Annotated in this window: 19 protein-coding genes and 1 pseudogene; 14 read left to right on the top strand and 6 right to left on the bottom strand. The window is 43.9% G+C overall.

What is annotated here, in order from left to right; all coding sequences use genetic code 11:
• Positions 1–46: 46 nt before the first annotated feature.
• Entirely contained in the window at positions 47–970 is a 924-nt protein-coding gene (locus RRG12_RS32975) for a hypothetical protein (RefSeq protein ID WP_420762114.1), read from the bottom strand.
• A gap of 159 nt (positions 971–1,129) precedes the next feature.
• Positions 1,130–1,582 carry a helix-turn-helix domain-containing protein gene (locus tag RRG12_RS32980; RefSeq protein WP_225912893.1) on the bottom strand — a complete coding sequence of 151 codons (453 nt, stop codon included), beginning with the start codon at positions 1,580–1,582 and terminating at the stop codon, positions 1,130–1,132.
• Between the two features lie 214 nt (positions 1,583–1,796).
• Here RRG12_RS32980 and RRG12_RS32985 point away from each other — a divergent pair, with 214 nt between their 5' ends.
• The 13 genes from RRG12_RS32985 (at position 1,797) to RRG12_RS33045 (ending at position 10,626) form a co-directional block, all read left to right on the top strand.
• A complete protein-coding gene (locus RRG12_RS32985) occupies positions 1,797–2,612 on the top strand; it encodes a hypothetical protein (RefSeq protein WP_420762115.1) in 816 nt (271 codons plus the stop codon).
• A 91-nt stretch (positions 2,613–2,703) separates the two neighbouring features.
• Positions 2,704–3,030 carry a hypothetical protein gene (locus RRG12_RS32990; protein WP_420762116.1) on the top strand — a complete coding sequence of 109 codons (327 nt, stop codon included), beginning with the start codon at positions 2,704–2,706 and terminating at the stop codon, positions 3,028–3,030.
• A complete protein-coding gene (locus RRG12_RS32995) occupies positions 3,023–3,223 on the top strand; it encodes a hypothetical protein (RefSeq protein ID WP_420762117.1) in 201 nt (66 codons plus the stop codon). The genes RRG12_RS32990 and RRG12_RS32995 overlap by 8 nt, the downstream gene beginning before the upstream one ends.
• Before the next feature lie 24 nt (positions 3,224–3,247).
• A complete protein-coding gene (locus tag RRG12_RS33000) occupies positions 3,248–3,646 on the top strand; it encodes a hypothetical protein (RefSeq protein ID WP_420762118.1) in 399 nt (132 codons plus the stop codon).
• Positions 3,647–3,974: 328 nt separating this feature from the next.
• Positions 3,975–4,283 (top strand): hypothetical protein, encoded by a 309-nt coding sequence (locus tag RRG12_RS33005; protein ID WP_420762119.1) that lies wholly within the window; start codon positions 3,975–3,977, stop codon positions 4,281–4,283.
• 68 nt (positions 4,284–4,351) lie between these two features.
• The gene (locus RRG12_RS33010) at positions 4,352–4,570 is read left to right on the top strand and encodes a hypothetical protein (protein ID WP_420762120.1); all 219 of its coding nucleotides are present in this window, start codon (positions 4,352–4,354) and stop codon (positions 4,568–4,570) included.
• A gap of 8 nt (positions 4,571–4,578) precedes the next feature.
• Positions 4,579–4,977, top strand: coding sequence for a hypothetical protein (locus RRG12_RS33015; RefSeq protein ID WP_420762121.1), 399 nt, complete (start codon positions 4,579–4,581; stop codon positions 4,975–4,977).
• Positions 4,974–5,432, top strand: coding sequence for a DUF1392 domain-containing protein (locus RRG12_RS33020; protein ID WP_420762122.1), 459 nt, complete (start codon positions 4,974–4,976; stop codon positions 5,430–5,432). Before RRG12_RS33015 ends, RRG12_RS33020 begins: the two co-directional genes overlap by 4 nt.
• A gap of 21 nt (positions 5,433–5,453) precedes the next feature.
• The gene (locus tag RRG12_RS33025) at positions 5,454–6,251 is read left to right on the top strand and encodes a BRO family protein (RefSeq protein ID WP_420762123.1); all 798 of its coding nucleotides are present in this window, start codon (positions 5,454–5,456) and stop codon (positions 6,249–6,251) included.
• A 25-nt stretch (positions 6,252–6,276) separates the two neighbouring features.
• A complete protein-coding gene (locus RRG12_RS33030) occupies positions 6,277–6,555 on the top strand; it encodes a hypothetical protein (RefSeq protein ID WP_420762124.1) in 279 nt (92 codons plus the stop codon).
• Between the two features lie 70 nt (positions 6,556–6,625).
• Positions 6,626–7,225 carry an alpha-ketoglutarate-dependent dioxygenase AlkB family protein gene (locus tag RRG12_RS33035; RefSeq protein ID WP_420762125.1) on the top strand — a complete coding sequence of 200 codons (600 nt, stop codon included), beginning with the start codon at positions 6,626–6,628 and terminating at the stop codon, positions 7,223–7,225.
• 115 nt (positions 7,226–7,340) lie between these two features.
• Complete coding sequence (locus RRG12_RS33040) at positions 7,341–7,907, top strand: DUF3854 domain-containing protein (RefSeq protein WP_420762126.1); 567 nt, start codon at positions 7,341–7,343, stop codon at positions 7,905–7,907.
• Complete coding sequence (locus RRG12_RS33045) at positions 7,816–10,626, top strand: plasmid replication protein, CyRepA1 family (protein ID WP_420762127.1); 2,811 nt, start codon at positions 7,816–7,818, stop codon at positions 10,624–10,626. Before RRG12_RS33040 ends, RRG12_RS33045 begins: the two co-directional genes overlap by 92 nt.
• A 162-nt stretch (positions 10,627–10,788) precedes the next feature.
• Here RRG12_RS33045 and RRG12_RS33050 read toward each other — a convergent pair whose 3' ends face one another.
• The 3 genes from RRG12_RS33050 to RRG12_RS33060 all read right to left on the bottom strand — a co-directional run bounded on the left by RRG12_RS33050 (position 10,789) and on the right by RRG12_RS33060 (position 12,069).
• A complete protein-coding gene (locus RRG12_RS33050) occupies positions 10,789–10,986 on the bottom strand; it encodes an NblA/ycf18 family protein (RefSeq protein WP_420762128.1) in 198 nt (65 codons plus the stop codon).
• Positions 10,987–11,252: 266 nt separating this feature from the next.
• Positions 11,253–11,684 carry an HNH endonuclease gene (locus RRG12_RS33055; RefSeq protein ID WP_420762129.1) on the bottom strand — a complete coding sequence of 144 codons (432 nt, stop codon included), beginning with the start codon at positions 11,682–11,684 and terminating at the stop codon, positions 11,253–11,255.
• Entirely contained in the window at positions 11,674–12,069 is a 396-nt protein-coding gene (locus RRG12_RS33060; RefSeq protein WP_420762130.1) for a hypothetical protein, read from the bottom strand. Before RRG12_RS33060 ends, RRG12_RS33055 begins: the two co-directional genes overlap by 11 nt.
• A 116-nt stretch (positions 12,070–12,185) precedes the next feature.
• Here RRG12_RS33060 and RRG12_RS33065 point away from each other — a divergent pair, with 116 nt between their 5' ends.
• Positions 12,186–12,464: a DnaB-like helicase C-terminal domain-containing protein gene (locus RRG12_RS33065; RefSeq protein WP_420762131.1), complete on the top strand. Its 279-nt coding sequence runs from the start codon at positions 12,186–12,188 to the stop codon at positions 12,462–12,464.
• Positions 12,465–12,546: 82 nt separating this feature from the next.
• Here the strand turns inward: RRG12_RS33065 and RRG12_RS33070 are convergent.
• Positions 12,547–12,778, bottom strand: a pseudogene (locus tag RRG12_RS33070) (ISH3 family transposase); the annotation flags it as partial.

Here is a 12,778-nt window from a genome sequence, read left to right on the forward strand (position 1 = left end):
GCAGACTTTATTGACGATAACTTAATTGTTCACATAAATTCCTGCCTTATCCCCAGGCTTCCTTATGTTTAATTTCCGACTCTAAGAGACTCAACAATTTCTCTTCCAAATCCGTCAAATAAGCCCGATTCAGCTTCCCCAGCATCTCCAAAAACTTCTGCACCGACTCCTCCAGCCCACTCGAATACACTCGACTGATGCGATCGCAAATCACCTGCATCTGCTCACACTCCGCAGGCAAATAGTTGAAAGACTTCAGATGCTGTAACCCAACTGTATACTCGCCATCCCAGGTTTTGACGGTGCAACTGAATTCACCTACGTAGTTGACTATCCCCCAGCATCCGCCCTTGCCTCTGAGTTCGGGGTTATCCTTTGCAAGGATTTGGCATACTTCGCCTAACTGGTAAGTATTTGGTACTTGGGTACGCTCCATTATTTGCTGCACTACGTTTTTAACGATTCTAGCTGGTGGCACTTTACCCCCTGCCTGCTCCACCGCTTTTACCCACACTTCTTGCTGTTGTTCAGGTTCAAGCTTTGTCATTGGTCGGACTTGACGTTCGTTAGTTGGCAAAATGTGATCCAATGGATCACATTTTTCAAGTAAATTATCAAAAACAACAGCTGCATCCATTAAAAGATAAGACTGGCGACGACTATGACCAAAGCGATCGCGGCAGTATTCCTCAAAAGTTTTGTGCGTGGAACGATATAATCTGCGATCGCGTAATTCAGTCAATGCCTTCCCTGCTTCAAAGAACGCTCGTTCTACCCTACGCTCCAAGTGCAGGCGATCGCTCTGCTCCTGCTCGGTTAATTCTGGTACTTCAACAGCAGTAACGTCAATTGTTGCTAAGGCCGGGTTTTCTTGAGGGAAGATATCCTCTTCTGCAAGGTCATTTGGTAATGTGCTGTCATCAGATGCGGCAGGGGTGGCTTTGTTGCGTCTGGAAGGTGGTTTAGGCATGATTCCACCTCCTCTAGCTCAATGGTATTTGCTCAAAGTCAATCGCAACATAGCTTTTGAATGTAGATGGTAAATGCGTAGGCGTAACCCACCGCAGGCATCGCTTATAAAATGAGACAGAGGTTAGAGCAAAAAGAGGTTCTTCAGCAGGTTCAATCATCACACTGCTTCTTCCTCAAACAAATCTTCAATATCACATTCCAGTACTTTACAAAGTCTTGCTACTTTTGCGAAAGTTTCTGAGCCTTTGCCATATTCCCAATTTCTGATTGTCGAAGTATCAACTCCAACTAAATCACCTAGTTGCTTTTGAGTTAATCCAATTTTTTCCCTTAAAGCTGCAATGCCTTTTTTGGGTGCTTCCGTTAAGTTCAACGGAGGTTTGAAAACTTTGATTAGGGCATTTTCTAGCTTTCTGAGTAATTCAGCTTCGGTTCTAATGTACGAGATTTTAACGCCTTCAAGACGACTTAAGGCTTCTAGCTTAGGATGGCTTTTCCATTTCTGCCTTAAATTGTCTGACATACCCACGTACAGCACTGAGTTATCTTTATCGATTGCCAAGTAAACACAAGGCTCATCCGGCAATGAGTTTCTGTCTTCAAGTGCCACAAATGGCAGCTCCCATAAATTAATATCCTCCATATAAACCATAACTTTTTAGCGCTTCCTTTGTAATATACACGCTAACATATTAGCGCTAACAGCTAAAATATTCTTGACAGCGCTAAAAAATTAGCGCATAATAGTAAAAGATAAAGAGAAAGCGCCCTCGACTACCAATCTGAAGCGCTTTCTCTGTCCCTAATAATAAGGAAACTCCATTATGACTCATGTAAGGTATACACAGCAAGCCCTTTCCCGCTATAACCTCCCCCGTCTCAAAAGAATCGCTGCCGAACTCGGCGTTACACCCACAGCGGACAAAAGAGCGGCTGACACCTGGATAAACGCAATTATCACCCACCAATCCACCCAAACTCACAAAGTCACCGACAACCAAGCCCTCGCCCAAGCCGAACTCGACCACTTCATCGCTGACCAAGCCCAAGCCATAGCTCCCGAACCACTGACAATAGTCGAAATCTCTTTTGACCATCACGAATATTATGCTGATGACAAACTGGTAGCCAGCATTACCTATGACGACAACCACTTAACGCAACGCTGGGTAGTCGTGGTCAACAACAAAGAAGTATTTCGTGCCAATACCCCAATGCGTTGCGATCGCTTCATCTGCACTCACTACAAAGACGGCTCATTACCTGTGCAGGAGAAAGAAGCAACACCCCCCACGACCGAAAACCGAATCATGGCGCATATCTTCAACGAGTGCCAGAATTACGGGTTTGAAATTCTCAATGATGGCATTTACAACAACAACGGCGTGAAACTGGGGCAAGTCGGATGCACTGACGGTAACTGGTGGGTAATTCTGGGCTGTTCAGGGCAGCAGCAGTATTCTAACTCGGTCTATGATGCAGTGCGATCGCTGTCGATGGTGGATACACTACCCCATGCAGAACCGACTAACTGTGAAGAATTGCTAGACCGACCATTTGAGATGCTGACTGCCCTTGATTGGGAACTGTTACGGGAGTATGCGCCAGTTGCAGAAAGCCGGGAGTTGGTAGCGGCGTAATTCTCGCACAGACGAGAGCGATTGCTCTACATCTACTCCTTAGCGATCGCTCATCAACTATTCGCTTATTCACCAATCCCCCATTAAATCAATGCAATCCACAATATCAATCCCCCAACACTGGGGCTACCCTCGCTTTCCCTTAGAACAGCGTACACAACAGGGCATTATTTTGGGACTTTATTACTATCCCTCTGGTACAGAGTTAGCTGAACAATTTGATGATGGTTGGCGCTATGCACTGATGCCTAACAAGAATTCTGATGAAATATCGTACTTGAAAGAGGATCAAATCCAACCGCTCACGCCAGAAGAATTATTCCAGCAAATTACCGCAGAGATTGACTTTTATCAACAACAGATAAGCATTCTCAACCGACAGTTAACTGTATTAACTCAAGGTGCAAACAATGGCTAAGTCTACAGATAACTTTGAGGCTAGAGCCAAGCACTTGCTGCGTTTACTTCAGCTTTGCCGTGGCTGTGTTCCATTGCACCGTTTGCAATTCCAATTCTCCGATTCAGTCATTCAAACCCTGCTGGATAGAGAACTGGTGCAAGTACAGAATACGGGACGCGGTTTCTTGTTGGAGATTGCCGAGGATTTTTAGCTCTTAATCGAAGAGGAACCAATTATGAAACTTTACGCTAAAACCATTCCACAGACTTTACCCAATTGGGCAACTGTCGTTACAAAGAGTGCAGATTTATTTGAGATTGAAATCAACGATGAACATCCGAATTTCCAATCTCTGCTTGAAGAGTTAGCGACGGAGATTGAGCCAGGAACATTCGGTGTAAAGGCAGAGGATTTATGTTCACGACTGGGCATCGAAATGTCTAACCCAAATCTGCACTATTTAGTTGAACAAGCCCAAACCCTGATATCCCTTATTGCTACGCACCCAAACTATAGACAACTACTGGAGTTGGGATATCAACCTGATTTAAACATTGCCGATGCTCAAACTGCGCTGACTTATTTGCAATGGGAACTAGAGCGCAATCAAGAGGGGGAAAAGGGTAAGGGTTAAAGGGGAAAGGAAACATCCATATTTAAAAATGCTTGCTCTGTACTGTATTGAGAAAAGTCTTTCATTCTCTATCCTTTGCCCCTTACCCTTTCCCCTTTAACCCTCCAACTAACTGCTTTCTAATTAATACAAAAGCGTTCACCTGAATGAGTGCCGCTTATTCAGATGAACGCACGGAAGTTTTTCTCCCGCTACAGAATTCCCATTATTGCACACGAAACACTAATCAATGAAACATTAATCGAGGTGAATGTGGTTACTGAAATAAAACTAGGTTTATGCAACCCTCCAGAACCCATCTACTTATTTGTCAACCAAGGGGAAGTAGATGGAGAATCTTACATCTGGTACAAGTTTAATAATTCGTACCTTGCTTGATTATCCGCTTGATTTAGTCAAAGAGTGGTTGCAATTTCAGGATGTTGACCGCCCAAGTCTACTTGATATTAGCAAGATTAATGAACTAATCAAAACAATGTGTTTGGCTTGGGCAGCAGACAAGTGTGAATATCCCAATCATGCTGAATCTTCTTATCAAAACCAAGTTGTTGATGCTGTTGTTAGCGGTGCGGATGAATTAACGGTAATCAACGCATGGATGAAACAGGTGCAAGAGGCAAAAGTAGGAGCAGTGTAAATCAGAAGTCAGGATTCAGAAGAAGTTTTATTTCTGAATCCTGAATTAATTAAATGGGAATAAAAATCATGAAAGTCATAGTCACAGTAGTCGAAAAGATCACAAGCGAAGCACACCTAAATATTCCTGATGGACTTGATGAATCCGTAATCAAGCAGCACATAGTAGACCGCTATAACACTGGGGAAATGTCCACAGACATGAACATTTTTCAAGTTGACTTTGAATCTATGAGCGCTCAGATTGTCCTTGTACAATCTGATGCTAAATCTGCATCAATAGGGTAGGTGAGATTATGAGTATCAAATGGACTGATGAGGAACTCGCAATTATTGAGGCGAAAGCTGAAGTCTATACAGTCAAACAAATAGCCTCAAGCTTAAAAAGACGAGGATTTTATCGCACACCAGTTGCAATTTATCTGAAGTTAAATAGCTTAGGTTATTCAGCCCGTCCTACTCTTGATAACTATTCTTGTAAAGAAATTGCCCAAGTTCTGAAATTGAATTTCTCAACTGTATCTAGATGGGTAGGAAGAGGATGGCTCAAAGCTACTAAACGTTCTGCCAAACATTATCAAGTCAGAATTTCTCATCTCAAACATTTTTTTGAGAACCCACCACAATCAATTAAAAAACGCATTGCTGCTCTCGATACCGAAGCCATTAATTACTTATTAGGAAGAAAAGCATGATTGACCACATTAACACGCTTCAAACAAGTTGGTATCTCTCCCCGCCTTGGGGACAAACAATTCCGCCTGTTGCAGTTAATTTGCTGGAGAGAGTTTTCCTCCGCACAACAAGAACATTTGGTTACTGCTGTGGTATGCAATGGAAACACGAATGTTGGATTTATTCAATTGATTGCGGAAAAGAAATACTCCACGCCACACAAAACCAAATCATCGGGACTGGGGAATTAGAAGCCATCAAGGTGCAAAAACCTGCTTTCGTTTTGGGCGAAAGAGTAATCCTCTGCTCTCACGACAAAGGAACAAAGCAACGGCTGGTTTTGGGGATTGCGCTGGTGCATAATTCTTGGTTTTACCTTGTTGAATTGATGTCACCAACGTTAATTAAGACACCGACTATATCGAATCGTTTCTCATTAGTTGGTGAGAAAAGTTTGCTGCGAGTAAATGTTTAAGCAGTTTTGAAGGAGACGATTATGATATCTAACTTGATAAGTCACCAAAGCAATCATAACAGTAGCCCGTTTAACACAATTCGTCACCTAGATGACAACGGCAATGAACACTGGTTAGCTAGAGAATTGATGGAACTGCTTGGTTATAAAAAGTGGGAGCGTTTTGTAGATACTATCGACCGAGCCAAAATTGGTTGTCAAAACACTGGATTCTCAGTACAAAATCACTTTACCGACGCAGGGCTTTATACAAGAAATGTACCCAGTGACTATCGCCTTTCTCGCTATGCCTGTTATTTGGTAGCAATGAACGGAGATCCACGAAAACCAGAAATCGCAGCAGCCCAAAGTTATTTCGCTATCAAAACCCACGAAGCAGAAACTCATCAGAACTACCAACCAAAAACAACCATCGCTCACGAAGCCGCACAGTTAGCAATGATGTTGGGGGAATTTGCTGGACTAGACAAATCCCTCACTGCCCAGTTAGCAGTTAATGCCGCCACCAGAGTTAACCCCGCACTTAAGCCAGCAGCAGATGAATTAAAAACTGCCATCGCTCAAACCAATGTTGCAGAGGACGCATTTCTCAACCCAACACAAATTGGTGAGGTAGTAGGAATGTCTGCACGGGCTGTTAACCACTGCTTACTAAATTCGGGACTGCAATACAGAACAAATGACAAGAAAATTCCCTATCGTCCTACTGAATCAGGTAAGCAGTGGGGTCGCATGGTTCCCGCAGTCGCCAAATCCTCAAACCAAACTGTTTTTCAACTACGGTGGTTGCCCGAAATAGTAAAAGTTATCTCTCAATAATTCCCTACCTAACTCAACAACAATTATGAACACTCTACGAAAAACCTTGGCAGAAAAATACGGTCTAGTTGCTTCTATCATGCACGATGATTATTTTTTTGTTCAACTACCAGATAACGAAGATCATTCGCTCAAGTTTTTAGAGAGCAATTTACCAGAATGTATTCGGGTTGAACTTGCAGAATGTTTCGCTGGTAGTGTAATTGCGGCTTGGGAAGTCCCCTTATTTTTACTCCCTCAAGTATTACAGCAAGCCCACGATTTTGTTGTTGAGTATTGGGAACAGGTATCTCAAGAAACATGAAGTCTTCTCCATCAACCAAAACTAACAGCAATTGTTTTCAGAATACTTTCTTTATTTGGAGAAAAGTACTATGCAACAACTCAATTTGTTTACTGAATCAGCCCCAGTTTTACCTATCACCTACTATCCCGATTTCTTGAGTCAGCAACTTGCCAACTCAGTCTACCAACACTGCTTGGAACTGGAGTGGCAACAGAATCAAATCAGGATCGCGGGTAAAACAATGCCAGTGCCCCGTCTGGAGTGTATTTATGGTGATGCCGGATGTGATTACCTTTACTCCAATAGCGTGTTTTTGAAACCCCTAGCTTGGACAGAAGCTCTGTCTAACTTACGGGACAAAATCACCGCGTTGACTGGTTACAAATTCCGTATCGTCATCGGAAATCAGTACCGCCGTGGACAGGATTCGATTGGCTGGCACTCCGACAATGAGCAATCAATGGGTATAAATCCAGCTATCGCATCGGTAAGCCTGGGTTCATGTCGCAAATTCCAAATCAAACCGAGAAATGGCAAATTCACTGACTTCTGGCTGGAACACGGCAGTTTGCTTGTGATGCACCCTGGTTGCCAGTCTACTCATCTGCACCAAGTCCCCAAAACCAACAAAGTAGTTAGCACCCGAATTAATCTCACATTTCGACCGCACACCAGAGGCGAGAGATAACGCTGTAGCTGGCTATTGAGGATTTCATAGCCAGCACAAGCTCTTCACTTTAATTTTAACCGGCGGCATGGGTGCAATGCCGCTTCATTTCCATGCGTCAAAAAACAGAGGAAATATGCGTATAATCGAATCTGATTCTCACTTCAAACATTTAACTGAATGGCGAGGCAGCGGAGTTGACGAAGAAATCATTGCTCTGAATGTGCGTTCGCTCTCCGGCACAACACCTTACGAATACTTGCTCTACAGTCCCAAAATCTCCCGTCGCAACGATGGACGACTTAGAGACAGAGACTTGAAAAAATACCAGCACATTGAACTAGGCGGTTGGTGGTGCAATGGCGTTGACCCCCTCAACAACTACGCACAGATGATGTGGGGCTGTTTCAAACCCGACCACCCCCGACGCGATCGCCAAAAGATCCACAAGTTCATCAAGTACGAGCATCCTTGCAGAGAAGAAACACGCGCTTTTTTCCTCTTAGTCCCGAATCGCATCTGGGTAAAAGTGTCCCTACGTTGCGGCATCCCTATCACAGAAGAAGACCTACAGCATCCTGGGGGTTTTTGGCATTGGGTTTGGAGGCACAATGTCCCAGTCACAATCGTCGAAGGTGTCAAGAAAGCTGCTTGCTTGCTTACTGACTGCTGGTTATGCTGCGATCGCAATTCCTGGCGTTAACGCTGGATACCGCACACCCCATGATGAGTACGGTACTGCCTGTGGTAAACCCTCTCTGATTCCCGACTTGAAGCATTTTGCAACACAGGGGAGACAGGTTAACATCTGCTTTGACCAGGACAACAAACCTGAAACAGTCCAGCGTGTTAGAACCGCCATCAGTCGTATGGGACGGCTGCTGGTAAATGAAGGTTGTTCGCTGCAAGTGATTGATTTACCGTTAGGGGCAGAGAAAGGGGTTGATGATTTTATCGTTGCTCATGGTCAACCAGCATTTGACGCACTCTACAATACAGCCGTTGCACTGGAGTTGTGGGAGATTAAGCTGTTTACTCTGCTAACTTACCCGCCAGCGATCGCACTCAACCAAAGATTCCTCGGACAGCTTCTCGTCCCGGAAGGTGAAAAGCTGATTATCCTCAAAGCCCCCAAAGGCACTGGTAAAACCGAATGGCTGGCTACTGAGGTGGCGAAAGCACATGACCTTGGGAGACGGGTATTAATAATCACCCATCGCATTCAACTGGGTGAGGCACTGTGCAATCGCTTCGGTGTTAACTATGTTACTGAAGTCCACACCTCAGAAACAGGCACATTGTTGGGATACGGGGTGTGTGTGGATTCGCTGCATCAAGAAAGTCAGGCGCGATTCAACCCTAATGACTGGGCGAATGATGTGATTATTATTGATGAATGTGACCAAGTTTTCTGGCATTTGCTCAACTCTGGTACTGAAGTGCAAAAACGTCGGGTATCTGTTCTCAAAAACCTCAAACAACTGGTACAGAATGTTTTGGGCAGTGAATACGGAAAGATTTACCTCTCGTCTGCGGACGTATCAGATACCGATGTAAAATACGTTCTTTCTCTTGCCGGAGAATATCGGGTTAACCCCTTTGTCATCGTCAACAATTATCAGCCCGTTTCTGGCAACTGTTACAACTACTCTGGCAGTAACCCAAAGAATCTTATCGCGGCGTTGGATAAAGCCATTTCCAAAGGGGGGCATCATCTATTGTGCTGCTCTGCTCAGAAAGCCAAGTCCAAATGGGGGACGCAAGCATTGGAGGAACGCTTTCGTCGCAAGTTCCCTCACCTGCGAATCCTGAGAATTGACAGTGAATCTGTTGCTGACCCCTCTCATGCAGCTTTCGGTTGTATCGCTCACCTGAACGAAATTCTCACCCAGTATGATTTGGTTATCGCCTCTCCAAGTCTTGAAACTGGGGTATCCATCGACATTAGAGGACATTTTGATGGTGTTTGGGGAATTTTTCAGGGAGTACAGCCTGTTAACTCTGTGCGGCAGATGTTGGCGAGATTACGGGAAACTGTTGACCGTCATGTTTGGGTGAGAGAGTGGGGGATGTCAGTTGTGGGCAATGGTTCTACAACGATAGGAGGGTTACTCAGAAGTCAACACGTCGCAACACAGGCTAACATTGCGCTGTTGTCTGCGGCGGATAATGATGATTACAGCTACGTTGACCAGAATTTTCAGCCCGAATCTTTACAGACTTGGGGTAAGCGTGGTTCTGTTATTAACGTTGAGATGAGGCGTTATCGAGAGTCTGTGCTTGCGGGTTTGGTCGAGGATGGTTACACCATTATCGATGCCGACGATGCCGACGATGATGAGACTGGCGCAGTAATCGAGTCGGTTAAAGCGGCAAGTCAAGAATTGTATACTGCTGAGTGTCAGGCGATCGCGGATTCTCCAACCGTCTCTGATGCCGAACTCAAGAAGCTGCAAGACACAAGGGCGAAAACGAAAACCGAGCGACACCAGCAACGCAAAGCGGAATTATCCCGTCGCTACGAAATTGACGTAACCCCTGAGCTTGTCGAAAAAGATGACGATGGCTGGTATCCCCAACTGCGGATGCACTATTATTTGACGCTGGGGCGAGAGTTTCTGACCAACCGTGATACTAAACGGGCGGCAGCGCAGTTAGAGGCAGGAGAGAATTCGATTTGGAAACCGGATTTTAACAAGGGACAACTATTACCTGCTGTACTGTTACTGGAAAATCTCAATCTGTTGCAGTTTCTTACACCAGATGTTCAGCTACGTGGCAGTGACGAGAAGATGGTGGAGTTTAAAGCCCTGGCTGTAAAGCATCGGCACGTTATCAAGAATTACTTGAATGTCAGTATCTCAGAAAAACTTACTTCCATAGCGATCGCACAGAAGTTACTTGCGAAGATTGATTTGAAACTGGATTACATCGGTCGCTTGGGTAAGCGTGAAAACCGGGAGTGCGTTTATCGGTTTGTTGCCCCTGATGATCAGCGTGATTCGATTTTTGGGCAGTGGTTAAATCGAGATGAAGTGTTTCTTAGTGAGTCGGTGTCAGTCAGTAATAATACAAGTACAACTACACCAGTAACTGACACAACATCACTATCCGTATCCCACAATTCTGAAGTGGTGTCAGGCACTAATAATATAGTAAGAGCAACACCACTCAGTGACACAGCACCACATACCCCAGAAAATATCGCGATTCTTGGATGGAAAGGGCTGATGGTGAAAATGCAGCTTGGGCTAAATAGCGCTGGCTCGTTCTACAGCGAGTTAATCTCAAAAGTTGGCTCTTCTATTGGTGTTGCTGATGGTGAGCCTTACTGGAATGCATACCTTGGGCAGTGGCAGATTTGGGTTAAGTTTGCAGACGAGTGTAGGTCTGTGGTGTGCGATTGGTTGGTGGCGGTGTAGGTAACAGTAGTTCACTGTTCCATCAAAACTGTTACTGTGAGTCGGTTATGCAAGCAGTTTTCCAGTTTGGAGCAAATAATCTCTATTGCCTTGCCCTTGAAAAAGACAATTTTGTGTTCGTTATCTTCTGACTCGCTTAAAGATGACCGGAACAAGTTTGTTTTAGCCCAAGATTGAACCGGAATCAAGTTCCCACTGATGTTTGAGCAATTCTTGATAAGTCGTTTCCCTTATCATCATCTGCTTGTACAGCATCTGCAAAAACTCTTGAGCTTGTTCACGGGACATTTGCTGCACAAGATCCGCGAAAGTTCTAAGGCTGAATTCTTGTTCTAAAGATAATTCAATGGGTTGGTTCATAGCTTTTATTTGAGTTTGCTAAGTTAAGCAAATATTGTTTTATATAAATAAATGTTACGATGCCTTTACAAAAATCGAAGGGGTGTAAACCGTACCGACGTAGGTTAGAAATGCCGTATCTGCTGCTGAAAATCTTGATACAACTCCATTGTGGCAACCCAAGTAAAAATTTAAGTCCTCAATTTTCCTAGTTTGAGGTTTTTAAAAGCATTTTTAGCCTCTGCTTGCGACTGGCGATCGCTAGATATTTACCACTACCAACATATTTATGGCGGTGGATGCAGTCCCGCCGAGGTCAAAAGGCGACGCAAGTTAACGACTCCAACCCGATTTAATTGCAGAGCTGACACTGTTGCTCGACCACAGGAAGTTTTACCAATAACCTGTGTAAAATCATCGTTCCAGGTGAAATGCTCTGACCAAAGCTGCTGACGAGGATGAAACAGTCCCACCTCAAGTTTTGTTTCTGGATCGCAATGGCTGGTTTTGGTATGCTTTCGACCATTACAGCCATAACAAGACCAAGCTAAATTTTCTACAATCGTTTCTCCACCTGCCTGACGGGGTTTGATGTGTTCTATAGTGAAGCTGTCAGGAGAAAATTCTTCTGGACATCGGCAATATTCACAGAGATTTTTGGCTCTGCTGGCTACTGTTCGTCGCATTGCAGCAGATACTCTCTCAGATTCAAACGGCATGGAATAACTGAGATTCCGACACAAATTCCCGATTCAAGGTCAGCAAATCCATATTCCTTAGCCTTGCTAATTCCATGAGAGCTTCCAGACGTTCTACCCTCCACTGTTCTAGCTGATCCTCATAAGTAATCAATTCTTCATGTTCCATGTCGGTGAGTTCCCCCCACTCACCGCGTTTGCGTAACTCTTCTAATCGTTTCTGCTCATTAGGAGCCAGGCAACGTTGGATGACTTCAACCAGGGCTAACTCAATCGGATTGGATGCAGCAAACTTAGAGGGTTCAGACAGAAACTCTAATAATTGAACTACCGCAGTTAACCGCTCTTCTGACAAATGCTCAATCAGTTCGATCGCTCTTCTACGAATATCGGTTGCTGGAGTCATGGAAGATCACGCCTACCTATGTCTAATCAAATTGTACTCAGACTTGACGGTTTTTTCGATTTAATTAAGAATTCAGCGACCCCTGTCTCGAACGTTAAAGAACAAAAAAATTATGGATGACATGTGCTGTCTTGGGTTTAGCACAGTTAAAAAGAGAAGTTGATTCTCGTTCCGAAAAGCGTCCAACCAAAGCTGATTTTCGGGAATCGGGAGGATTTGAACAGGAGGCTGCTGTGATGTTGGGTTTGTATCGAGAAGATTATTACGACAAACAATCTACCCAAAAAGGCATTTTTGAAGTTTCAGTTTTGAAAAGCCGGTTTAGTAGTGAGACGACTGTCAGTAAATCGCAAAGTTTTTTCCAAGAGAGCGATCGCCAATATTTTGTAACTTGAGATACATTTTCTGCGAAACTATCTTAACCCGTAGGCTGGGATAAATTACTTTTACTTATAGTTAAGCAACTTTTAACGATTGCTAACCCGATGGAATATAAATACCTTTAACACTTCCATATTTGCGCTCAACAACTTGACGTAGAAAAGCTAACATTTGTTTAAGACAGAAAAGGTTACGATAAATTAATCGCCTACCCTTTCGTTTTCGACTAATCTTAAACCAAAGAAGATAAACCCAAATATTGACTAACACAACAGAAATACCAACAACTAATAATCTCAATACAGACTTCTTATTATATGTTCTGATT

It is taken from the genome of Nostoc sp. CALU 546 (assembly GCF_048836525.1).

Coding starts and splice junctions, on each gene's coding strand:
- RRG12_RS32975 (WP_420762114.1), bottom strand. CDS start 970: ATGCCTAAACCACCTTCCAGACGCAACAAAGCCACCCCTGCCGCATCT.
- RRG12_RS32985 (WP_420762115.1), top strand. CDS start 1,797: ATGACTCATGTAAGGTATACACAGCAAGCCCTTTCCCGCTATAACCTC.
- RRG12_RS32990 (WP_420762116.1), top strand. CDS start 2,704: ATGCAATCCACAATATCAATCCCCCAACACTGGGGCTACCCTCGCTTT.
- RRG12_RS32995 (WP_420762117.1), top strand. CDS start 3,023: ATGGCTAAGTCTACAGATAACTTTGAGGCTAGAGCCAAGCACTTGCTG.
- RRG12_RS33000 (WP_420762118.1), top strand. CDS start 3,248: ATGAAACTTTACGCTAAAACCATTCCACAGACTTTACCCAATTGGGCA.
- RRG12_RS33005 (WP_420762119.1), top strand. CDS start 3,975: ATGGAGAATCTTACATCTGGTACAAGTTTAATAATTCGTACCTTGCTT.
- RRG12_RS33010 (WP_420762120.1), top strand. CDS start 4,352: ATGAAAGTCATAGTCACAGTAGTCGAAAAGATCACAAGCGAAGCACAC.
- RRG12_RS33015 (WP_420762121.1), top strand. CDS start 4,579: ATGAGTATCAAATGGACTGATGAGGAACTCGCAATTATTGAGGCGAAA.
- RRG12_RS33020 (WP_420762122.1), top strand. CDS start 4,974: ATGATTGACCACATTAACACGCTTCAAACAAGTTGGTATCTCTCCCCG.
- RRG12_RS33025 (WP_420762123.1), top strand. CDS start 5,454: ATGATATCTAACTTGATAAGTCACCAAAGCAATCATAACAGTAGCCCG.
- RRG12_RS33030 (WP_420762124.1), top strand. CDS start 6,277: ATGAACACTCTACGAAAAACCTTGGCAGAAAAATACGGTCTAGTTGCT.
- RRG12_RS33035 (WP_420762125.1), top strand. CDS start 6,626: ATGCAACAACTCAATTTGTTTACTGAATCAGCCCCAGTTTTACCTATC.
- RRG12_RS33040 (WP_420762126.1), top strand. CDS start 7,341: ATGCGTATAATCGAATCTGATTCTCACTTCAAACATTTAACTGAATGG.
- RRG12_RS33045 (WP_420762127.1), top strand. CDS start 7,816: ATGTCCCAGTCACAATCGTCGAAGGTGTCAAGAAAGCTGCTTGCTTGC.
- RRG12_RS33050 (WP_420762128.1), bottom strand. CDS start 10,986: ATGAACCAACCCATTGAATTATCTTTAGAACAAGAATTCAGCCTTAGA.
- RRG12_RS33055 (WP_420762129.1), bottom strand. CDS start 11,684: ATGCCGTTTGAATCTGAGAGAGTATCTGCTGCAATGCGACGAACAGTA.
- RRG12_RS33060 (WP_420762130.1), bottom strand. CDS start 12,069: ATGACTCCAGCAACCGATATTCGTAGAAGAGCGATCGAACTGATTGAG.
- RRG12_RS33065 (WP_420762131.1), top strand. CDS start 12,186: ATGACATGTGCTGTCTTGGGTTTAGCACAGTTAAAAAGAGAAGTTGAT.